This window comes from Kitasatospora sp. NPDC088346 (assembly GCF_044740765.1).
GTDB lineage: Bacteria > Actinomycetota > Actinomycetes > Streptomycetales > Streptomycetaceae > Kitasatospora.
This window is the reverse complement of the sequence record NZ_JBIURH010000021.1, coordinates 44,412-63,657: the sequence shown is the minus strand read 5'-3', so window position 1 is coordinate 63,657 and position 19,246 is coordinate 44,412. Positions and strand designations below refer to the sequence as shown.

The window sequence follows — 19,246 nt, the reverse complement described above, 5'->3', positions numbered from 1 at the left end:
CAATCCCGCCACGCCGTCCAGCGCGGGCGACTTGCTCAGGCAGACGGTGGCAGACTGGCGGCACATCGAAACTCCGGCTGGTGTGCGCGACTTGGCGGTCACCCAGGCAGTGGACAAGTCCTGCCGCCCGCCTGGAGACGGCACCTGAACAGAAGGTATTCGGTTGCAGGGACGACTCTCGGTAGTGAGAATCAGCGGTTGTCCAGGTCCTGATGAGGTCTTCTCGCTCCTGCGCGACAGCTCCCTCAACGAGGAAGCGTATCTGGACCACCATCTCGACATCGGCGTACCGAGCAGTAGTCGACTGCCAGGCCGTCACCCGACCGGCCAGGCGCCTTCCCGAGGAGACAGCTTTGCAGTTCCGCGCCGCCGATCTCACCCTTCACTGGACCGGCACCGACGACACCACCCCGCCCGGACACATCATCGCTGCCGGCCACGATCCCTTCGGCGACCTCCGTATCTTCCTGTGGGTCGGCAACACGCCCGATGACGACGCCTACCGCGGGTCCCTACTGATCAAGAACCATCAGGCTGTCGCTGCCTATGGCCCTGGCGGAAGCTACGTCACCGGCCGCGGCGACCAGGCCGCGCTCCTTGCCCGGCTCGCCGACAACGGCTCCCGTCGGACCAGCAACTGAGAATCGTACGACGCGCCTGCACTCCCCATGGGGGCGCGCATGCCAGAGGACGTCCCTGCTGGCTCCCACACGCCGGCGGACGCCCGCTACAACCGGCAGGTTCACGGGTTCCTGAAGGTGGCACAGCGATGACGGCCATTCCACTGACAGGGAGGCCACGGCGCGAGGCCGCCGGAGCGGACGGTGGCCGCTCAGGCGAAGAAACGGGCCCCGGTCAGGACCGCCGATCAGGCCACCAGCAGCAGCTCACGGACGGGTGACACCCGGGACTTTGCAACCGCCCTGGCCGTCGCCGTCGGGCGGGGTGGGCCGATGGCGGCTGCGGAGATCGCTGAGCACGGCCTCGGTCAGCTCGGCCATCTCGTATTCCCACCAGCCCCCTTGGTGAGACCACTCCAGGACGTGGCGGCGGGCGCTCTTCGAGCGCTGGGGCGCGAACGCGCGAGGGGCGGGACGGGAAGGCGCCCTTGGTGAGGCTGTCAGGGAGCAGTTGCCGGCCCTGCTCCATGCCCCGGCAGTAGGGGCGTTCAGCACTGACGCTGCGATGGAAGTCGAGGAGCGCCGCGGTGGCGAAGGCGGCCACGCGCTCCGGGGCGGCGCAAGGCCTGCCCCGAGCCGGCGGTCCAGCCCGTCGGTGCAGGACCAGCGGGCGCTGGCGGCCAGCCTGCGACAGGCAACCCCGCTGTCGCACGGACAAAGTGGTCCTTCCGTTCTCCCACCGTGCTTCCGCCGTCCGGCCGGGCGGCCCGGAACGCCGGGGTCCGGTTGCGGCGGCGGCCGGGCCATGCGGCAGGATGGCAGTCCGTTCGGAATGCGTACATCCGCTCCAATGCGGCTGCGCACAACACGACCTGACAGGCGACAAGGTGACGACACAGCACGTACGGCGGCCGGCGGCGGCCCGTTCCCTCACCCTCCACGCCGCGGGGGCGGGACGGTGACCCGGGACCTGGTCCTGCACGACTGGGTGGTGGCCGGCATCGCGCTGGCCTCCGGCTGTGTGGCCGGTCTGGTACTGCGGACTCTGATGAGGTGGCTGGGCAAGCACGCCAGCAGGACCAAGTGGAGCGGGGACGACATCATCGTCGACGCGCTGCGCACCATCGTCCCCTGGGCGGCCGTGATCGCCGGGGCCGCGGTGGCGGCTTCGGCCCTGCCGCTCACCGCGCGGGTCGGGGGGCTGGTCGACCAGTCGCTGACGGCCGTGTTGATCGTCATCGCGACGCTCAGCGCGGCCCGGGTGGTGGCGGGGCTGGTGCAGTCGGTGGCCGCGTCCCGGACGGGCGTGGCGGCGTCCGCGACCATCTTCGTCAACATCACCCGCATCGTGGTGCTGTCGATGGGCGTCCTCGTGGCCCTGGAGACCCTCGGGGTGTCCATCGCCCCGCTGGTCACCGCCCTCGGGGTGGGCGGTCTCGCGGTCGCGCTGGCGTTGCAGGACACCCTCGCCAACCTCTTCGCGGGGGTGCACATCCTCGCGTCGAAGACGGTCCAGCCGGGTGACTACATCCGGCTCACCAGTGGGGAGGAGGGGTACGTCGTCGACATCAACTGGCGCAACAGCGTGGTGCGCAACCTGTCGAACAACCTGGTGATCATCCCCAACGGCCGCCTGGCGCGGACGAACATGACGAACTACTCCCAGCCCGAGCAGAAGCTGTCGATCCTGGTGCAGGTCGGGGTCGGCTACGACAGCGACCTGGAGTACGTGGAGAAGGTCACCCTCGACGTCGTCGACAGCGTGATGGCCGACATCAGCGGCGGCGTGCCCGACCACGAGGCCGCCGTCCGGTTCCACACCTTCGCGGACTCCAGGATCAACTTCACCGTGATTCTGGGCGTCGGCGAGTTCAGCGACCAGTACCGGATCAAGCACGAGTTCATCAAGCGCCTGCACCAGCGGTACCGGACGGAGGGCATCTCGATCCCCGCGCCCACACGCACCGTCTCGCTCCAGCAGGACGGGACGGGCGCACCGTCGTCCCTCGCGCCGATGCCGCACCAGCGGCACGCCCCTGGCCGTGAACAGTCGGCCGACGTCAGCGGCCTCGCTCCCACGGCTCGGTGATCGCGCGGCTCCTCACCTCGCCGCTCGAGCGGCGCGGCTGGTGGCTCTGCCCGATAGGTCCGCCTGGAAACTGATCGGCCGCCGGTAGCCCATCAGGTGTCTCCGAGACCTGATCTCGGAGGTGGTCGTGGGGCGTCGTCCGGGAGTTTTCGTCCGGTCAGTCAGCGTGGAGGACGATCATCGCGGCCTTCTCGGCATTCTGCCTCCTCTTGCCCGACACGAACGCCCTACGGCCCGGCCTCCCCGCCTTCGGGCGGCGTACCTGCACCTCGGTACCGTCGATCCGCAGCCTGATGCCCTCGGCCTGGGCATAGGCGAACGCGTCCGCAAGGGTCCTGAGCCTGATACCGGGCCGATCCGGCTGCCCGCAACCGGCCATGGCCACGCCGTTTGACCAGCTCAGAGTCTCGGGCTGCGGTCCACGGCCCGGCCAACTCGGTGATCAGTGCGCCCAGGTGCTTCTTCGAGATCCCGCACAGGGCAGGATCAGAGCAGGCCGCGCGGGCCCAACCTGACTTCACACTCCAGATGATCCCGCGCGGCTCTTTGCCTCCGGCACCGGGGCGGCTGCCGGAGCCTGACCACCGATTCCCCGATCATTCAGGCCCGGGCCGGTGTGCCCATTCCTGGTCGAGGATGCTGAAGACCTCGGAGTCACGCCAGCCGTCCCGGATCCGCGCAGTGTGCCGGTGTCGGCCCTCGCGGGTCATGCCGAGCTTGCCCAGCACCCGGGCCGATGCGACGTTGCGAGGATCGCAGGTCGCATAGATCCGGTGCAGTGCTATCAGCCCGAACCCTCTGCCGAGAAGTTGCCCGCCGATGGCTGTGCCCACGCCTCGACCCCACACCCGAGGATGGACGAGATAGGAGATCTCGCCCTGACGGTGGGCCAGGCTACGGACCTTCAGCTCGCCGATACCGACGAGTTCACCGTCGAGGCAGGCCGCATACACGAATCTCGCCTGCGGGGACCGCAACCGGGCATCCACCGCGCCTTGGACGAAGTCCCGCGTCTGTTCCTCGGTGTTCGGCCCCCACGCCTGGTAGCGGCAAGCCTCCGGCAGGCTGGCGAAGGCATGTACAGCGTGGAAGTCACTGACAACGAGCTCACGCATGGTCACCGAGGTTTTGATCACGAGCCGATCCTGTCAGGCCGGCATCGCCGAATACCAGCACTCGAGTCGCGGGGCTCCTACGCGATCAGGATCGCGTCATTGTCGTGCGGCCACTCGTAGGAGATGGCGCGAGTTCCTCGGCCTGCGCTACTTCGCGCTCAACGGCACCGACCACCGCAGTCACAGCGAGCAGAACGCCGCCATCGGCGCCTACGTCCGCCGGCACAACGCCCGCGCCGAACCGGCGACCAACTTCGCCCCCGAATCACCCGTCCGCGCCTGGACCGAGTATCCGGGCAGGGCCGCGTAGCAAGCCACGGCTGATCGTGCTCAGATGTGCAATTCGGGCGGGAATCCGGTCCAGCGCAGCTCGGCAGGCAGATGCCGCATGTCGTTGCAGAAGAGGACGGAGGCCGGCCGGGCGGGCGCGTATCGGATGACCGTCAGGGCGGCGTTGCAGTGGTTGAGGCCGAGCCAGCGCCACGTCGGCGCGTCCATGGCATGCCGGACGAGCCAGCCGACCAGGAAGTTATGGGTGACGACCAGTTCGTGCCGAGCCTCGTCGCCGTCCACCGGCCCGGTAAACCGCTCCAGTGCCTGGCGGGCCAGCACCGGGCCGCGCTCACGCTCCTCGACCGTGAACTGGTCGACGAAGCGGAGCAGGAAGTCAGCGGAGTCCGCCGGTAGTTCGTCCCTTTCCGGCACGTCGGGGACGTAGTCCCCAGCGGCTTCCGAGACCTGAAGAGGGATGCCGTTCAGCTGTTCCCCGATCAGGCGTGCGGTCTGCGCTGCCCGGGGCAGTGGGCCGTGGTGAACGGCCGAGAAGGGGACATCGCGGAGTCGTCGGCCGAGCAGTACCGCCTGACGGCGGCCGTTCTCCGTCAGCCCGCCCTCGTCCGGCAAGGCCTCGCCGTGCCGGACGAGATAGAGGTAGCGGGTGGCTGTTCCGGTCATTCCAAACTCCTTCACGCCCATTAACGATCTTGTGTGTCGTCCTGAGATGGACGCTGCCCCCTCCAACCACGGTTCCTGGCAGTCACGGTCAGCACATCCCCTCGGACCTCCGGGACAGCCCGGCCGCCGACGGCCCAGACGACTACCTGGTCAACCATCTGTGCGGAGCCACTAGCGCGGACACATGGTGCATCTCAAGCAACCGCAGTCGCCCGGGCTGGGGCGGAACGCGGCCGCCCGGCGGACGTCCGGGCGCGCCTGGCCGCGCACCAGGCGGGCCGGCACGGGCCGGCGGTACGCCCGGGCCGGCTGCCGGACGCGGTGGCCGAGGCCCTGCTGACGCCCGGCGGCAGGGATTCGGCGGTGCTGCTGCACGGGGCCGGGTCTCCCCCGGCGATGCGCCGCCGGATCGCCGACCGTCCCGACCCGGCGATCGGCGACGCCTCCGCGGAGTTCGTCCGGACGATGGTGGAGTGCGGGGCACCGATGGGCATCGAGGGCCTGGTCGAGGCCTACGGGCGGCCGCCGGGAGAACTCGCGGCAGCCTCGGATCCCAAGCTGCGCGCGGGCGTCGCCGAGGCCTGGCGGGACCGGCCGATGGCCCTGCAACTGGCGCTGCTCACCGATCCGGACCCCACGGTGCGGGCTGCGGCCACGGACGACTCGCTCCGCGATTGAGGTTGGGACGTGCTGGCCTGGCGGGTCGGCCGGTGGTTGATCAGCAGGCGGTCTGCCGGGCGAGCGCCAGTTCGGTGCTCGGCTTGGGGCGGGTCGCCCGGCGGGCGGAACGGTCCGAGAGCAGCGAGGCGATCGCACGGTGCGCCTCGGCGTAGTGCTCGCGCCGACCGGTGTAGCGCTGGAGCGGGCGCCACTGCCTCAGCTCGGCGTTGGTGTGTTCGACGCAGATCCGGGCCGAGGACTGCCGTCGGCGCGCCTCCCGCGACGCGTACTGCTCGCCGAGGGGCGTGTCCTCCTTCGGCTTCTTCGGCGGGGCGCTGACCTGCTCGGGAAACTCGCTGGCCAGGCCCCGGTAGCCCTCGTCGACCTTGGCCTTCACCCGAACACGTCCGTCAGGGGCCGCAGTCGCACGCCGGGACGGTCGGGGACTGCGAAGCCGCGCGCCGCCAGCAGAGGGCGGATCCCGCCGATGGCACGGGAGATCGTGGAGCGGGCGGTGCCGTATAGCTCGGCCAGTGCGGCATGCGGGAGTCCGGTGCGCAGGTGGACCAGCGCCACCAGTACCCCTGCCGAGATGTGCACGGGACAGGCCGCAGAAGGCAGAATGGGACAAGGCCGCCCGGACCCAGGCTTGCGTCACAACTCGCCTGACCCGTAAGGCCCGTCTCGCGTCACGGCCCGATCCGGGGCAGGTCGTGGCGACGCGTGAGATAGCGATCGAACGCCTCCTGCCCGTCCGGAATGAAGCGCCACTGCTGCACGGCCCCCCGCAGCTCCATCTCCGTCAGCCAACCGTGCCAGGCAACCTCTCCCGGGTCAGGCGTCACCTCGCCCGTGATCACGGCCTCATGCACGCCGAGCCAGTACGGGCTGATCGCCCCCCGACACAGGAACTTGAACAAGAAGCGCACCGGCACATGAATGCCCAGCTCCTCAGCCAACTCCCTGGCCGCCGCCTGCTCATAGGACTCGCCGACATCAACAGCCCCGCCGAACATCACCTCGTGGTGGCCGGGGAACCGGGACAGGTTCTCGGGCCGCCGATAGACCAACACTCGCCCCTGCTGATCACGGCAGACCGTTGTCGCGATGCGGTGCAGCCAGCCTCGACGGATGGCCTCACTGCGGTCCACCACCGCCAGCACCTGATCCTGATCATCTACGCGCTCCACCGGTTCATCCACGGCACCCACGATCGCACGACCCCCCGTCAGTACTCGCGCCCTCGCCAGGACTCACGTTCTGACCGAGCCTCTACAAGCTGCCGAAAGCCACGGCCCCGCTATCGCGTACCAAGCCGCAAGAGGTTGCGCGGATAGGCGCGGTGGAGGACCTCGGCTGCGGAACGGGCACGGGTCATAGCGATCACGGAGTTGCGACGCTCTGTGATCACCGGCGGATCCGTGCCTATGCTGCCATCATGGCTGGCTGAACCACTCTGGGACCGATTCGCGGCGTTGCTGCCCGAGCGGCCGGCGTACCACCCGGACCATCCGCTCGGCTGCCATCGCCGACGCATCAGCGACCGGATCATCTTCGACAAGATGCTGCAGCTGCTGCGCTTCGGTTGTTCTTACGAGGCGATCGCCGACAGGATCTGCTCGGCCACCACAATCCGCAGCCGCCGCGACGAGTGGATACGACTGGGCGTCTTCGCCCGGCTCAAGCAGCTCGCACTGGAGTCCTGCGACCGGATCGTCGGCCTCGTCCTCGACCAGATTGCCGTCGACGGAGCGATCACCAAGGCACCTGGAGGTGGCGAGGCCGCCGGACGCTCACCGGTCGACCGTGCCAAACAGGGACTGAAGCGCTCGGGCATGACGGATGGATACGGGACTCCGCTGGGCCGTGTCCTGGCCGGTACCAACCGCCACGGCTCTCCGCTTCTCGCCCTGACCATGGACCGTCTGGAGAGCCTCGGCCCGTTGCCCGACACCATCACCGTGCACCTGGACGCCGGCTACGACTCGGATCCCGGTGCTACGAGCGTCGCGTCACCGTCATTGATGCCTTCTTCGACCTCGCCGACACCATCATCACCGTGCGCAGCCTGATCCGGCGGTCCTGGACAACTCACCGCTGGGACGAACGCCCGAACCGCCGACCATGACCACATGCCTTCCACATCCGCGCGACCCCTTACCGCGGCGCGACGGCCGCGAGTACACCCCGTACAGCCGTTCCGTCTGGCCAGGTCCACCCGGCGACGAGGCGTTCGGACGGCCACTGCGCGGACTCCGCCGGCCGTAGGACGCGGTTGACCTGAACGTCAAACCCGTCGTCAGGGCCGGTTCCGTGCACGGTGACGGTCGGGTCGGGGGTGTCGCTCTTGCTCTGGTGCTGCGACATCGCCTCGCCGCGCAGGAGGGCGTGAAACTGCGCCATCACCACCGGGTCGTGAACGCCATCGTAGATCCACCGGGTGCCGAGCACCCCATGCTCGGAGGTGCCGATCAGCGCCTCGCTGGGGACGCCCTCCAGCGCCGCACCGCGGTAGCCCATCGGCACCAGATACGCCACCGGCTCCTGCGCGGTGGCGTCCGCCACGATCATGAACTCGATCCCGACCGCGCCCTGCGGATCGTCCAGACGGAACCCACCGGCCTTGACCAGTTCCGGCGTTCCTGCGTCACCCACGTACCAGCTCTGCTTCGGCAGCCAGCCGGTGAGCAGCTCCAGCTTGGTGGGCGTCATGGTGGTGCGGTGGATGTCGGCCATGCGAGCTCCTCAAGGGTAGGTCTGGGCCCGCTCTCCAACGGGATGTGATCGAACCTATAGGAACGAAGCGGTGCTGCAACCCCTGGCCGGGAACCCTTACCTGACCGCCGACTTGGTCGCCCAACTGGAGGACAGCGAGGACCCAGCCGTGCGCGTCGCGGTGGCCTACACCGCCACGCCACCGCCGAAACCCGAAACCTGCTGCTCGCGCTGGTGGAGGCCGAGGACACGGCCGGCGGCGAGGATGCCGCTCTCGCCCTCCACCGGTCGCCCTACGAGCCGGGCCGGCTGCGGGACGCGCCGCTCGCCGAGCGGCTGACCTACCTCGACTGCCCGCACGCGGTGTTCCGGCAAGTCCTGGCAGCAGGCCGGGACCTGCCGGACGAGGCCTGGCAGCGGCTGGACGACGACCGGACGTGTCCATCCGCCGCGCCGCCGCCCGCCCCCGACTACCGCCAGCGCACCGACGGCGAATGGGCCGACCGCACCGAGTTCCTCGCACACATCGCCCACCTGCGCACCATCGTCGCCACCGGCACCGTCGAAGTCCACGACGAACTCACCGACGGCGACCACTACGCCGACCGCCACACCATGACCATCACCAAGAACGACAACACCACCGTCCGCATGGAGGTCTACCTCTTCGCCGAGTACGCCCCCGACGGCCGCTTCCGCCGCATCGAGGAAACCACCCTCATGCTCGAAGGCAACCACGCCGACCGCAACCTCGGCAGCGCCCGCTGACCACCGGCTCACGACGCCGGCCGGCGTCGGCGCCGAACCCCCGCTCCTGACCACCGGGACAGAGGCCGCCACCCCCACGGTGGCGGCCTCCCACTCCCGCACGGCCAGCGGCACCACACCGCCGACCGCAGCCACCCTGCCAACACCTCCGCGACGGCCGACCGCGCCGCCAGCACCATCGGGGCGGGCAACAACGCCTTCGCCGGACCCATCACCCGGCGGGACTGCTTCCAACCACGCCTGTCGACCCCGAGCCCGGCCCACCCGGACCCCGAATCCGGCGACGACCCGGCAGGCTTCACCCGCCCCAGCCGCTCCCCCGCGACGCGCCGCCCGGCCGACCGGTCAGCAGAGTGTCAGCACCTGGTCAGCCCGGTGGACCATGCTGAGGGCACGTCAGGGAGCGGGAAACACGGCTCCCGGTACAGGGAGAGGTGCCCGGAGCGGTTCATCGGGTGCCAGGCCGGCAACGGCCGAGCAGGGTCCCCCCGGGGGCCCGCGCAGGTTCGAATCCTGCCCTCTCCGCCCGTCAACCCGGCGCCTGCCACCACCGCCCTCGGCCCAGGTCGTGAATGCCGGTGTCCGTCGGTCCGGTCGTCGCAGCGGACATGCCGGGGGTCCCCCGCATTGGGGTCATCCCGCGCCATGCCACCGGCCAGGAAGCGCACCCGCAGCTACCACCACACCAAATCGGCGCCGCGGTGCTCCCGCAGCTCGACCACGTACGGCAGCCGGTGCGGACGCTGACCCCGAGGAACTGGCATCCCCCACCACGCTCAGCGACTGGACCGATCGACGGTCGACCAGGGCCACGCCTCGCCCCACTCGGTCCCGCTCTCAGCGGACTGGGCAGTGCGGTTACGGCGCGACCGGTTCGGGCCGGTGGGCGTGGTCGATGTTCTCCTCCACCCACGACCGAAGCGCGTTGAGCGGGATGGCGGCGCTCTGCCCGAGAGAAGTCAGGGCGTACTCGACGTGCAGGGGGACGGCGGGGTAGACGGTGCGGTCGAGGATGCCGAAGTCCTCAAGGCGGCGCAGCGTCTGGGTGAGCACCTTGGGGCTGACGCCCTGGAGCCTGCGCTGGAGTTCTCCGAAACGCTGGGGTCCGCCCTCCAGGGCGCCGATGGCCAGCGCGGACCACTTGTTGGCGAGCAGGTCCAGCAGCGCGCGGCACGGGCACTGGGCAGCGTAGACGTCATGGTGCGCGTGTTGGCCGCTGGGACATCTGGTCGTCATGATCACGTTCCTCACCAGGTTACTTCCCAACGGGAAGTACTAGACCTTGAAGGTAACCATATCCCCGGGGATAGCGTCGGCGACGTCGACGGGAGGGCCCGTCAAGGGCCTTCCGCAGAGTGCCTTTTCAGGAGATGACGCATGTCCACGAACACGATGCGCGCGGTGGTCCAGGACGGTTTCGGCGGTCCGGAGGTGCTGCGCAGCCAGCAGGTCCCACGCCCGGTACCGCTGCCCACCGAGGTGCTGGTGCGGGTGCACGCGGCCGGGGTCAACCCGGTCGACTGGAAGACCCGCGGAGGCTCCGGCATGGCCGGGCTGCTGGGTGAGCCGCCGTTCACCCTCGGCTGGGACGTGTCCGGAGTGGTGGAGGAGGTCGGCTTCGGTGTGACCACGTTGAAGGCCGGCGACGAGGTGTACGGCATGCCGTGGTTCCCGCGCGCCGCGAACGCCTACGCCGAGTACGTGACCGCCCCGGCCCGCCAGTTCGCCCTCAAGCCCACCACCCTCGACCACGTGCACGCCGCCGCCGTGCCGCTGGCCGCTCTGACCGGCTGGCAGGCCGTGGTCGACACCGCCCATGTACAGGCCGGCCAGCGGGTCCTGGTCACCGCCGCCGCCGGCGGGGTCGGGCACTTCGCGGTCCAGTTCGCCCGGCACCTCGGCGCCCACGTGATCGCCACCGCCAGCACCGCCCGCCACCCCTGGCTCAAGGAACTCGGCGCCGACGAGACCATCGACTACACCAGCACCCGCTTCGAGGACGCCGCCGACGACGTCGACGTCGTCATCGACCTGGTGGGCGATGCCCACGACCGGACCAGCACCCGCTCGCTCAAGGTCCTTCGCCCCGGCGGCCTGCTGGTCGCCATCCCGGCCGGCGTCTCACCGGAGCTGGCCCAGGCCGCCGAGGCGGCCGGCGTGCGGGTCACCCCGTTCCTGGTCGAGCCGGACGGAGCCGCGCTGACGACGATCGCCGTCCTGATCGACGCCGGCCATGTCGCCGTCGAGGTGGAGGACACCTTCCCGCTGGAGCAGGCGGGGGCGGCCCACACCCGCGGCGAGGCCGGCCGCACCCGCGGCAAGCTCGTCCTCACCGTCACCGACTGACCACCCCGGCAAGGACTTTGGAGTCACACGTGTACTACGATCCGCCGCTACCAGGCGCAGCCCGGACGCCGCGAGGAGTGGGTGCGCTACATGGAGGACGTGGTCATCCCGTTCCAGGCCTCCCTGGGCGTGGACGTGACCGCCTCCTTCGTCGACGACCAGGACGAGGCCGGTTACGTGTGGATCCGCCGGTTCGAGGACGAGGCCCAGAGCGAGGCCCTGTATGCAGCCGTCTACCAGCACGATCGCTGGAAGAACGAGATCGGCCCGGTCGTCTACGGGCTGCTGATCCCCTCGAAGACCGTCGTCACCCGCGTGGTCCCCACCCCCGCCTCACCACTGCGGTGACCCGACCGCACCACGTGCGCCCGCGACGGCGCCACCTGCGCAGCACAGCCGCAAAGGGACAACACATGAGCACGGACACACTCGCACTGTCGTTCCCCGCCTCCTCGATCACCCAGGTCGCAGCAGGCGCACTGATCGCAGCGGTACACACGGCCGCCGCCCGGATCGGTTTCACGGCGGCCGTCGCCGTCACCGACCCGGGCGGGCACCTCATGGCGTTCGACCGCGCCGATGCCGCGCCCTTCCTCACCGCCGAGGTCGCCGTCGACAAGGCCTGGACCGCAGCCTCCTTCCGCACCCCCACCCACGCGTGGAACGACTACCTCGCCGATCCGAGCATCGCGCCGCTGGGCGGCCACCCGCGCCTGATGGCGGTCGGCGGCGGCTACCCGATCATCGACAACGGCCAGTGCGTCGGAGGCCTCGGAATCTCCGGCGGCAGCTACGAGCAGGACCAGCAGGCCGCTGAAGAGGCCCTGGCCGCCCTCGGGTTCGAGGTGCCCACCCACTGACCGCCCGCCCAGCCCGTACGGTCCGCCCTCACAGCCATCGCAGCCATCGAGGGCGGACCGTACGACCGTCCACGCTCCCGGACCACCCCACTGTCCACCGTGCTTGCAATATCCGCTCGCTGGCCTGTCGGCTAGCGTGTGTTACATGCCAGCTGCCGATCAATCGCGTCAGCCGTCATCGCGCCTCTACTCGTCCAGTACTGGCCCTCCGGGAGGCTTTCTGCAGCCGCCTTTGCTATGTCCACCACGCCGCCGGATCCGGATCCGGAAGCGGTTTTGACATCGACCTCTATCCTCTCAGGAAGCCTGGAGAGCGTTACGCCGATCTGGGAGTCGACGAATCCACTGACGTCCCATCGGCTTTCCTGCCAGAGCGAAATCAGGCCTTTGGCCTCCACAGGTGACGAAGGTCCGTTGAACCTGATGAGCTCCTTAGGTGGGCTGGCAAGGGCCTACTCCGCTCCCAAAATACAGCACTGGAAATATGGCCTTGCGTGCGGGATGTGCGGCAGCAGGTGGTCCCGGAGCACGTCTGCCGGTTCCACCGCGTCGCTCTCACCGACCAGGACCGTCACCGGGACATCGATCGCCCGGGCGGCTTCCGTGATGTCGGTTGCCATCCCCCACAGCGGCCACTCCCGACGGGCCACGGGATGGGCGGCGAGGCTGTCGCGGACGACGGTGGCCCGCAGCGACTCGGGTGGCGGTGCGGCGGTCAGCACGTGGTCGAGCGCCCGGTCGACGGACTCCGGCGAGTCGTAGGCGTGGGAGAGCCCTTCCTGGAGCTCCGGGGTCACCCTGGCCGGTGGCTCCGGCGGTGCGGGCGCGACCAGCAGCACGCCCACGAGTCCCGCGGGCCGGCGCGAGGCGACGAGGGCCGACGCCCACGTGGGACCTCGCCGCGCCCGCCACCTGGCACCTGGACCCGGAGCTGCATCAGCTCGCCCTGCTGGCGGCCGACCATCTGCGCGGCGAGCACGAACTGGCGGTGCGGGTGCCTCAGCTGGCCTCCGGCGCACTGCCCTCCCACCTCCTGGCGGTGCTGGTGCTGCGCCTGCTGCCCACCGGGGCTGCCACCACCGGCGCGAGCACGGGGCGCCATCAGGACGTGTTCCTGCGCCACCGGGCGGCGGTCGAGGAGCACTTCACCGTGTGGCACCAGGTCGCCGACTACGCCCGGGTGACGGGCTGCGACCGGCGAACGCCGACCCGGGCCACCCGCGCCGCCATCGGAGTCGGCGCCAAGGAGTTTCTGGGCCAGCGGACCCTGTGGGAGGCAAGCGGCTCCTGGCCCACACCGACCTGCCGTTGAGCGGGGGTGCGCGCGCGGCGCCTCGGCTTCCGGGACGCCGCGAACTTCACCACCTTCTTCCAGCGCGGCACCGGACAGCCACCGAGCACCCGGCTACCACCGACGTCCGTGGCGCCCGCCCCTCGTGACCTGACCGGCACGGCCGTGCCCTCCCCCGGTGGCTCTCCATCCCACCGGGGGACACGGCGATTCAGAGACGCGGAGTGACGCCGGTCCTCCGCGGCCACCTCGCCCGCGCGATAACGCATGGACCGTCAGCAGTCATGAGCCGTCAGCAGTCATGCGCTGTCGGCGAGGCGGTTCAGCCACTCCGTCAGCAGCAGTTGCTCGGCGCTGCTGAGGTTCGTCTGCTCGGGCAGGGCGGCGCGCAGGGCGCGGGCGGCGCCGGCCGGGCCGGGGGCCTGGACGGCCGGCTGCCGGTTGGTGACGGCATCGACCATGGCTTCCCGCAGTGTGCTGAACAGGGCCGGGTCGCGGCGGTCCTGGGGCAGGGAGAGCCAGGTGAGCACCGCGCCGCGCGCCGTGGCGTGGATGATCTGGGCCGCGATTTCCTCGTCGACGCGGAGCCAGCCTCCTGCGGCCAGGCGGCGGACGCGGCCCATCAGGATCTGCATGCCGGCCTTGAAGGCGGCCGAGGTGCTCCGGGTGGGCTCGGTGTACATCAGCGTGAACAGTGCGGGATTGGCGAGGCCGAACTCGACCGCGACGTCCCAGCCGGCCCTCAGGTCCTCGATGAGGTCCGGGGGGTCGGGGTCGACGTGCTTGGTGGCGAGGAACGCGGCGAAACCGTGCTCGGCCACCGCGTCGAGCAGCCCGTCCTTGTCGCCGAACAGCCTGTAGATGGCCGGCGGCTGCAGGCCCGCCGCGTCGGCGACCGCGCGGGTGGTGACCGCGTCGCGGCCCCCGCGGGTCAGCAGGTCGATGGCGGCCTCGATGACCCGTTGCCGTGTCTGCTCCCGGCTCGGGGGGGCGGTGTCGGACGTGGCGGAGCCGGCGGTGTCGGTGCCGCGTGCAGGCGATGGCATGAACCGATGATACGGCACCGTTGATTCCATCGTTAGTATCGGTGATATCGTACAACTGTTTCCACCGAAACCACATCATCGCCACAGGGGAGCGCACCATGATCATCGTGACCGGAGCCACCGGACAGCTCGGGCGTCAGATCGTCGAGAGGCTGCTCACCCGCATGCCGGCCGACGGAATCGGCGTCAGCGTCCGCGACCCGCACAAGGCGCAGGCGCTCGCCGACCGAGGGGTACGGGTGCGACAGGGCAGCTTCACCGACCCGGCCGGTCTCGCCCACGCCTTCGAGGGCGCCTCGCAGGTGCTCATCGTCTCCGTCGACAAGATGGGCGAGGAGTGCCTCCAGCAGCACCTCACCGCGATCGAGGCGGCCGTCGCGGCCGGTGCTCGCCGCATCCTCTACACCAGCCAGATGGGGGCCAGCCCGACGTCGCACTTCCAGGCGTGCCGCGACCACGCCGCCACGGAGGAGGCGCTGCGCGCCTGCGGCGTGCCGTTCACCGCGCTGCGCAACGGCTTCTACGCCGCCAGCGCGGCGCACTTCGTCGGCCATGCGGCCACCTCCGGCGAGCTCGCACTCCCCGCGGACGGGCCGGTCGCCTGGACGGCGCACGCCGACCTCGCCGAGGCGACCGCCACCATCCTGACCGACGAAGGCCGCTTCGACGGCCCCACACCCCCGCTCACGGGAGGACGGGCGCTCACCTTCGACGACGTAGCCGCCGTCGCCACCGAGGTCACGGGCCGCGCCATCACGAGGATCACCGCCCCCGACGGCCAGTTCCTGAAGCAGCTGACGGGCCAAGGCGTCCCCACCGAGACGGCGGATCAGTTGCTCGGCATCTTCACCGCGAGTCGGGCCGGCGAGTTCGCCACCGTCGACCCGGCACTCGCCACTCTGCTCGGCCGCGAACCCATCACGCTGGGCACCGTGCTGCGCGAGCAGCTGTCCAACGAATGATCCACCGAGCGCGCCGGACGTCGATGCCCCTTCTCGCATGATCCCGCCGAGCAGCCGGACCGTCGCGGTACGGGGGCGACCTCGGTGCCGGCATCACCTCCCGGCTCGGCGAAGCTCATCCCGAGGCCGTGGCGGCCATCCATCTGACGGCGATCGCCAACCCGGTCGCCTACGACCCGGCTCAGGTCACCCCCGAGGAGCAGGAGTAACTCGACTCCGTCGCCGTGTGGTCCGCGCAGGAGGGCGGGCTGCTCGCCTGGATCCTGGAGAAGTACCGTGCGTGGAGCGACTGCGGCGGTGACCTGTCGTCCCGGTTCGACGACGACCTCCTCCTCACGCAGGCATCGCTCTCCTGGTTCACCGGCCTGGCCCTGTTCCCCGCCGACCCCGCCCAGCCACCCCGCGGCCGGGCCGAGCGCACGTACAACATCACCAGGTACACCCGCATGCCCCGTGGCGGACACTTCGCCGCCCACGAAAAACCCGAACTCCTCGCACACCACCTCACCGAGTTCTTCCGCTCCCACCGGTGAACGACGATGCCACGCACGACGAACCAGTCGATGCAAGGCCATCCGGCGTCGGCGGCACGACCGTGCCGGAGGCGGCGCGCGCCCGCCGGCGCGGTCCGGTCCGGTCCAACGCCGGACTCCAGGGCGCCGAGAAGGAGCGGCGCACCGAGCCCCCGCCGTCAGGTGTGTGCCGCGCGAGGGCCGGAGTCGGTGAGGGTCCAGCTCGCGAGGAGGTCCAGAGCCTGTCTCGACGGTGAGCCCGCTTCGGCGGTGTAGACGAACAGGGTCGTGTCGGGGTCCCCGGGCGGGGAGAGGGTTTCGTATTCGACGGTCAGTTCGCCGACCAGAGGGTGGCGCAGGCGTTTGGAGCCGTGGGTGCGTTGGTGGACGCGGTGCTGCTCCCACCAGTGGTCGAATTCGGGACTGTGTTCCCGCAGATCGGCGACGAGGGCGCTGGTGTGCCGGTCGTGGGGGTCGCGGCCGGCCTCCAACCGCAGACTCTCGACCGCGGCTCGTGCCTGCTCCTCCCAGTCGACGAACAGGGCGCGGGCGTCGTCGTCGAGAAACATCCAGCGGGCGTAGTTGCGGTGTCGCAGGGCCGGCTTCTCGAAGTCGGCGAACAGCGCCTTCGCCATCCGGTTGGCGGCGAGGACGTCAGCGCGCCGTCCCAGGACGAGGACGGGTTCGCCGTCGAGCGCGTCGAGGAGTTGGTGGAGGCCGGGGCGGACACGCTTGACACCGTGGGGGCTTCGTGGGGTCGGCGCCGTGGCGATGCCCATGAGGTCCCGCAGGTGGGCGTGGGCTGCGGTGTCCAGCCCCAGGGCACGGCCGATCGCCTCGACCACGGCTGGTGAGGGGGTGATCCGCCGGCCCTGTTCGAGGCGGGTGTAGTAGTCGGTCGACACGCCTGCCAGGAGGGCGACTTCCTCGCGGCGCAGCCCCGGCACCCGGCGCAGCCGGCCGTCCGGGGGCAGGCCCGCGCGTGACGGGTCGCCCTGGCTGCGGGCTCGTCTGAGGAAGTCGGCCAGTTCACGGTTGGTCTGCGCCACACGGACCAGTGTCGCCGACGCCGGGCGTTCCTGGCTGGCCCTGTGCGTCCCAGGTTGCCCCGTCCGCGGTCGTGCAGGGCGTGATATCGGCGTCCACGGCGCTGTGTGGTGAACCAGGCTGGGTGCATCCGGACCCCGCGAACCGCTCGGGGCCGTCCCAACACCCGTACGAGCGAAGGACGATCATGGCTCTTCCGACAGAACGACCCGCGACCTGGTTCGTGACCGGCACCTCCCGGGGCCTGGGCCTCGAACTGGTCGAGCAACTGCTGGAGCGCGGTGACGGCGTCGCCGCGACGACGCGCTCCCGCGAGCGGCTGCTTGCGGCGCTCGGCGACCGGGTCGACACCTCACGTCTGCTCCCGCTCACCGTCGACCTGCGGGACGAGGCAGCGGTCAGGCGGGCCGTGCTCAGGACCACCGAGCGTTTCGGCGGGCTGGACTGCGTCGTGAACAACGCGGGTTACGGCTTCCTGGCCGCGGTGGAGGAGACCTCCGACCGTGAGGTCCGCGACCTGCTCGATGTCCAGATCGTCGGCGTGTGGAACGTGCTCCGCGCCACGCTGCCCGTCCTTCGCGAGCAGCGCGGCGGCCACATCGTCAACGTGTCCTCGGTCCTGGGCCTGACCGCCGTCGCGGGCTGGGCGCTCTACTGCGCGGGGAAGTTCGCGCTGGAAGGACTGAGCGAGGCCCTCGCGGCCGAGGTGGCGGACTTCGGCGTCAACGTCACCATCGTCGAACCCGGCTACTTCCGCACCGAGTTCCTCACCCAGGACTCGATCGCCCTGCCCACCGGGACGACCGCGCACTACCCGGCCATCCGTGAGATGACCGCCACCCATCTGCAGCTCCAGGGCAGCCAGCTCGGAGACCCGGTCAAGGGCGCCGCCGCGATCATCGGCCGGGTCGTGGCCGGCGACGGCCCGCTGCGCCAACTGCTCGGCTCGGACGCCCATTCCTACGCCACCGCCAAGGTCGCGGCTCTCGGGGCGAACCTCGACGCCACCGCGCTCAGCGCACCCGCCACCGACTTCCCTGTCTGACGCGTCCGCACCGACGAGTTGGCCGGCGCTCCGGGTGGGGCGGGGTGAGCGACTGCTCATGGTCGTCACCGCGCAGGGTCGGTGTCCGGCCGGGCCCGGCGGGCGGCGTCGGCGCAGCGGGCGGCGAGTTCGGCGAACGCGACTGCCAGTTCGGGTGGGCCGATGACGTCGATGTCGGTGTCGAAGCGGCTGATGCCGGCGGCGAGTGCGGTCCATGACCAGGAGCCGAGGGTGAGTCGGCAACGGTCGCCGTCGAGATGTTCGACCGTTCCGTCCTGGGCGAACGGGGCGACGTCGGCGGCCGGCAGGTGGAGGACGACCTCGCCGCGGCACGGCCACTCAGTGGTGGCGTCGTGGCTGCCGCGGAAGCGGTTGGTGATGAAGTCGCAGACGCTGCCCCCGGGGATGTCGCGTGCGACGAAGCGGGGGCCCGTGGGGGTGCGGGGGCGGATGCGGTCCGCGCGGAAGGTGCGCCAGTCCCCGCGGTCGAGGTCCCAGGCGAGCAGGTACCAGCGGCCGTGCCGGGTGACCAGGTGGTGCGGCTCGACGCGTCGGCGCTGCGTGGCCGCGGTGTCCGGGGCGCCGACGTAGTCGAAGCGCAGTTCCTCGCAGGCACGGATGGCGCGGCCCAGGTCCATGAGGACCTGCCCATCGAGGGGGGCCGGGGCGCGGTCCTGGGGAGGGCGCAGGGCGGTGATGTGCAGCAGGTCGATGCGGCGGCGCAGGTGGGGCGGCATGACCTGGCGAACGGTGGCCAGGGCGCGCGCGGCGTCCTCGGCCACCACGGTGCCTGCGGCCGCGGTCTGCAGCGCCACCGCCAGGGCGAGGGCCTGGCCGTCGTCGAACAGCAGGGGTGGCATGCGGGTTCCGGCGTCGAGGCGGTAGCCGCCGGCCGGCCCCTTGAAGGTGCGGATCGGGTAGCCGAGTTCGCGCAGGCGGTCGATGTCGCGGCGCACGGTGCGCGGGGAGACGTCGAGGCGCTCGGCGAGGTCGTCACCGGACCAGTCACGGCGGGTCTGGAGCAGCGAGAGCAGCGAGAGCAGTCGCGAGGATGTCTTCTGCATGTCCCGCATTCTGCCCGCAGTACAGGACACACCCTGTCCGGTACCCCTGGCAACGTGGCCGTCGAGCCGCCCGGGAGAGCAACCAGCCCGGCCACGGCCGCCGCGCCGCGGGCTCCGGTCGTAAAGCGGCGCACCATTCCTCCCCACCACGG

General features: G+C 70.6%; 22 protein-coding genes, 1 tRNA gene and 2 pseudogenes. 13 read left to right on the top strand and 12 right to left on the bottom strand.

The window, feature by feature from the left end; genetic code table 11:
- The first annotated feature begins 353 nt into the window (after nt 1-353).
- Nucleotides 354-641: a hypothetical protein gene (locus ACIOFR_RS24820; protein ID WP_401000854.1), complete on the top strand. Its 288-nt coding sequence runs from the start codon at nt 354-356 to the stop codon at nt 639-641.
- 937 nt (nt 642-1,578) lie between these two features.
- Complete coding sequence (locus ACIOFR_RS24815; protein ID WP_401000851.1) at nt 1,579-2,709, top strand: mechanosensitive ion channel family protein; 1,131 nt, start codon at nt 1,579-1,581, stop codon at nt 2,707-2,709.
- A gap of 175 nt (nt 2,710-2,884) precedes the next feature.
- On the opposite strand, the pseudogene ACIOFR_RS24810 reads toward ACIOFR_RS24815, so the two are convergent.
- From ACIOFR_RS24810 to ACIOFR_RS24800, 3 genes and pseudogenes are all read right to left on the bottom strand, one after another.
- Nucleotides 2,885-3,094: pseudogene (locus ACIOFR_RS24810) on the bottom strand (IS5/IS1182 family transposase); the annotation flags it as partial.
- Between the two features lie 211 nt (nt 3,095-3,305).
- On the bottom strand, nt 3,306-3,845 hold the full coding sequence (locus ACIOFR_RS24805; protein ID WP_401000848.1) for a GNAT family N-acetyltransferase: 540 nt from the start codon (nt 3,843-3,845) through the stop codon (nt 3,306-3,308).
- Nucleotides 3,846-4,154: 309 nt separating this feature from the next.
- Nucleotides 4,155-4,778, bottom strand: coding sequence for a histidine phosphatase family protein (locus ACIOFR_RS24800; RefSeq protein ID WP_401000845.1), 624 nt, complete (start codon nt 4,776-4,778; stop codon nt 4,155-4,157).
- Between the two features lie 363 nt (nt 4,779-5,141).
- Between ACIOFR_RS24800 and ACIOFR_RS24795 the strand changes: the two genes are divergently transcribed.
- Nucleotides 5,142-5,456: a hypothetical protein gene (locus ACIOFR_RS24795; protein ID WP_401000842.1), complete on the top strand. Its 315-nt coding sequence runs from the start codon at nt 5,142-5,144 to the stop codon at nt 5,454-5,456.
- Between the two features lie 40 nt (nt 5,457-5,496).
- Here ACIOFR_RS24795 and ACIOFR_RS24790 read toward each other — a convergent pair whose 3' ends face one another.
- The 3 genes from ACIOFR_RS24790 to ACIOFR_RS24780 form a co-directional block, all read right to left on the bottom strand.
- Nucleotides 5,497-5,835 carry a transposase gene (locus ACIOFR_RS24790; RefSeq protein WP_401000839.1) on the bottom strand — a complete coding sequence of 113 codons (339 nt, stop codon included), beginning with the start codon at nt 5,833-5,835 and terminating at the stop codon, nt 5,497-5,499.
- Nucleotides 5,832-6,014, bottom strand: coding sequence for a transposase family protein (locus tag ACIOFR_RS24785; protein WP_401000836.1), 183 nt, complete (start codon nt 6,012-6,014; stop codon nt 5,832-5,834). Before ACIOFR_RS24785 ends, ACIOFR_RS24790 begins: the two co-directional genes overlap by 4 nt.
- A gap of 113 nt (nt 6,015-6,127) precedes the next feature.
- Nucleotides 6,128-6,640: an NUDIX hydrolase gene (locus tag ACIOFR_RS24780; protein ID WP_401000833.1), complete on the bottom strand. Its 513-nt coding sequence runs from the start codon at nt 6,638-6,640 to the stop codon at nt 6,128-6,130.
- Nucleotides 6,641-6,859: 219 nt separating this feature from the next.
- Between ACIOFR_RS24780 and ACIOFR_RS24775 the strand changes: the two are divergent.
- Nucleotides 6,860-7,566, top strand: a pseudogene (locus tag ACIOFR_RS24775) (transposase).
- 29 nt (nt 7,567-7,595) lie between these two features.
- Here ACIOFR_RS24775 and ACIOFR_RS24770 read toward each other — a convergent pair.
- Nucleotides 7,596-8,174, bottom strand: coding sequence for a 1,4-alpha-glucan branching protein (locus tag ACIOFR_RS24770; protein ID WP_401000830.1), 579 nt, complete (start codon nt 8,172-8,174; stop codon nt 7,596-7,598).
- Between the two features lie 399 nt (nt 8,175-8,573).
- On the opposite strand from ACIOFR_RS24770, the gene ACIOFR_RS24765 reads away from it, so the two are divergent.
- Together ACIOFR_RS24765 and ACIOFR_RS24760 are read left to right on the top strand one after the other, a co-directional pair.
- Entirely contained in the window at nt 8,574-8,921 is a 348-nt protein-coding gene (locus ACIOFR_RS24765) for a nuclear transport factor 2 family protein (protein ID WP_401000973.1), read from the top strand.
- Between the two features lie 428 nt (nt 8,922-9,349).
- Nucleotides 9,350-9,446, top strand: a tRNA-Cys gene (locus ACIOFR_RS24760).
- 333 nt (nt 9,447-9,779) lie between these two features.
- Here ACIOFR_RS24760 and ACIOFR_RS24755 read toward each other — a convergent pair.
- Nucleotides 9,780-10,157, bottom strand: coding sequence for a winged helix-turn-helix transcriptional regulator (locus ACIOFR_RS24755; protein ID WP_401000827.1), 378 nt, complete (start codon nt 10,155-10,157; stop codon nt 9,780-9,782).
- 141 nt (nt 10,158-10,298) lie between these two features.
- On the opposite strand from ACIOFR_RS24755, the gene ACIOFR_RS24750 reads away from it, so the two are divergent.
- From ACIOFR_RS24750 to ACIOFR_RS24740, 3 genes are all read left to right on the top strand, one after another.
- On the top strand, nt 10,299-11,267 hold the full coding sequence (locus tag ACIOFR_RS24750) for an NADP-dependent oxidoreductase (protein WP_401000824.1): 969 nt from the start codon (nt 10,299-10,301) through the stop codon (nt 11,265-11,267).
- Between the two features lie 90 nt (nt 11,268-11,357).
- Nucleotides 11,358-11,615 carry an NIPSNAP family containing protein gene (locus ACIOFR_RS24745; protein ID WP_401000970.1) on the top strand — a complete coding sequence of 86 codons (258 nt, stop codon included), beginning with the start codon at nt 11,358-11,360 and terminating at the stop codon, nt 11,613-11,615.
- Between the two features lie 65 nt (nt 11,616-11,680).
- Nucleotides 11,681-12,127, top strand: coding sequence for a heme-binding protein (locus ACIOFR_RS24740; RefSeq protein ID WP_401000821.1), 447 nt, complete (start codon nt 11,681-11,683; stop codon nt 12,125-12,127).
- 452 nt (nt 12,128-12,579) lie between these two features.
- On the opposite strand, the gene ACIOFR_RS24735 is transcribed toward ACIOFR_RS24740, so the two are convergent.
- Nucleotides 12,580-12,924 (bottom strand): alpha/beta fold hydrolase, encoded by a 345-nt coding sequence (locus ACIOFR_RS24735; RefSeq protein WP_401000818.1) that lies wholly within the window; start codon nt 12,922-12,924, stop codon nt 12,580-12,582.
- 20 nt (nt 12,925-12,944) lie between these two features.
- On the opposite strand from ACIOFR_RS24735, the gene ACIOFR_RS24730 reads away from it, so the two are divergent.
- Nucleotides 12,945-13,439 carry a hypothetical protein gene (locus ACIOFR_RS24730; RefSeq protein ID WP_401000815.1) on the top strand — a complete coding sequence of 165 codons (495 nt, stop codon included), beginning with the start codon at nt 12,945-12,947 and terminating at the stop codon, nt 13,437-13,439.
- 278 nt (nt 13,440-13,717) lie between these two features.
- On the opposite strand, the gene ACIOFR_RS24725 is transcribed toward ACIOFR_RS24730, so the two are convergent.
- Nucleotides 13,718-14,464 (bottom strand): TetR/AcrR family transcriptional regulator, encoded by a 747-nt coding sequence (locus tag ACIOFR_RS24725; protein WP_401000812.1) that lies wholly within the window; start codon nt 14,462-14,464, stop codon nt 13,718-13,720.
- Nucleotides 14,465-14,562: 98 nt separating this feature from the next.
- Between ACIOFR_RS24725 and ACIOFR_RS24720 the strand changes: the two genes are divergently transcribed.
- Nucleotides 14,563-15,426, top strand: coding sequence for an NAD(P)H-binding protein (locus tag ACIOFR_RS24720; protein WP_401000809.1), 864 nt, complete (start codon nt 14,563-14,565; stop codon nt 15,424-15,426).
- Between the two features lie 224 nt (nt 15,427-15,650).
- Nucleotides 15,651-15,959, top strand: a complete 309-nt coding sequence (locus ACIOFR_RS24715; RefSeq protein WP_401000806.1) for a hypothetical protein — start codon at nt 15,651-15,653, stop codon at nt 15,957-15,959.
- Between the two features lie 158 nt (nt 15,960-16,117).
- Here the strand turns inward: ACIOFR_RS24715 and ACIOFR_RS24710 are convergent, their stop codons facing one another.
- On the bottom strand, nt 16,118-16,987 hold the full coding sequence (locus tag ACIOFR_RS24710) for a helix-turn-helix transcriptional regulator (protein ID WP_401000803.1): 870 nt from the start codon (nt 16,985-16,987) through the stop codon (nt 16,118-16,120).
- A gap of 185 nt (nt 16,988-17,172) precedes the next feature.
- Between ACIOFR_RS24710 and ACIOFR_RS24705 the strand changes: the two genes are divergently transcribed.
- Nucleotides 17,173-18,030, top strand: coding sequence for an SDR family NAD(P)-dependent oxidoreductase (locus ACIOFR_RS24705; RefSeq protein ID WP_401000800.1), 858 nt, complete (start codon nt 17,173-17,175; stop codon nt 18,028-18,030).
- Nucleotides 18,031-18,095: 65 nt separating this feature from the next.
- Here ACIOFR_RS24705 and ACIOFR_RS24700 read toward each other — a convergent pair whose 3' ends face one another.
- Nucleotides 18,096-19,094 (bottom strand): helix-turn-helix transcriptional regulator, encoded by a 999-nt coding sequence (locus tag ACIOFR_RS24700; protein WP_401000797.1) that lies wholly within the window; start codon nt 19,092-19,094, stop codon nt 18,096-18,098.
- Nucleotides 19,095-19,246: the final 152 nt, after the last annotated feature.

Excerpts from the sequence above, each read along its gene's own strand:
- ACIOFR_RS24800 (WP_401000845.1), bottom strand. The coding sequence starts at position 4,778 with ATGACCGGAACAGCCACCCGCTACCTCTATCTCGTCCGGCACGGCGAG.
- ACIOFR_RS24770 (WP_401000830.1), bottom strand. The coding sequence starts at position 8,174 with ATGGCCGACATCCACCGCACCACCATGACGCCCACCAAGCTGGAGCTG.
- ACIOFR_RS24755 (WP_401000827.1), bottom strand. The coding sequence starts at position 10,157 with ATGACGACCAGATGTCCCAGCGGCCAACACGCGCACCATGACGTCTAC.
- ACIOFR_RS24750 (WP_401000824.1), top strand. The coding sequence starts at position 10,299 with ATGTCCACGAACACGATGCGCGCGGTGGTCCAGGACGGTTTCGGCGGT.
- ACIOFR_RS24745 (WP_401000970.1), top strand. The coding sequence starts at position 11,358 with ATGGAGGACGTGGTCATCCCGTTCCAGGCCTCCCTGGGCGTGGACGTG.
- ACIOFR_RS24740 (WP_401000821.1), top strand. The coding sequence starts at position 11,681 with ATGAGCACGGACACACTCGCACTGTCGTTCCCCGCCTCCTCGATCACC.
- ACIOFR_RS24725 (WP_401000812.1), bottom strand. The coding sequence starts at position 14,464 with ATGCCATCGCCTGCACGCGGCACCGACACCGCCGGCTCCGCCACGTCC.
- ACIOFR_RS24720 (WP_401000809.1), top strand. The coding sequence starts at position 14,563 with ATGATCATCGTGACCGGAGCCACCGGACAGCTCGGGCGTCAGATCGTC.
- ACIOFR_RS24705 (WP_401000800.1), top strand. The coding sequence starts at position 17,173 with ATGGCTCTTCCGACAGAACGACCCGCGACCTGGTTCGTGACCGGCACC.
- ACIOFR_RS24700 (WP_401000797.1), bottom strand. The coding sequence starts at position 19,094 with ATGCAGAAGACATCCTCGCGACTGCTCTCGCTGCTCTCGCTGCTCCAG.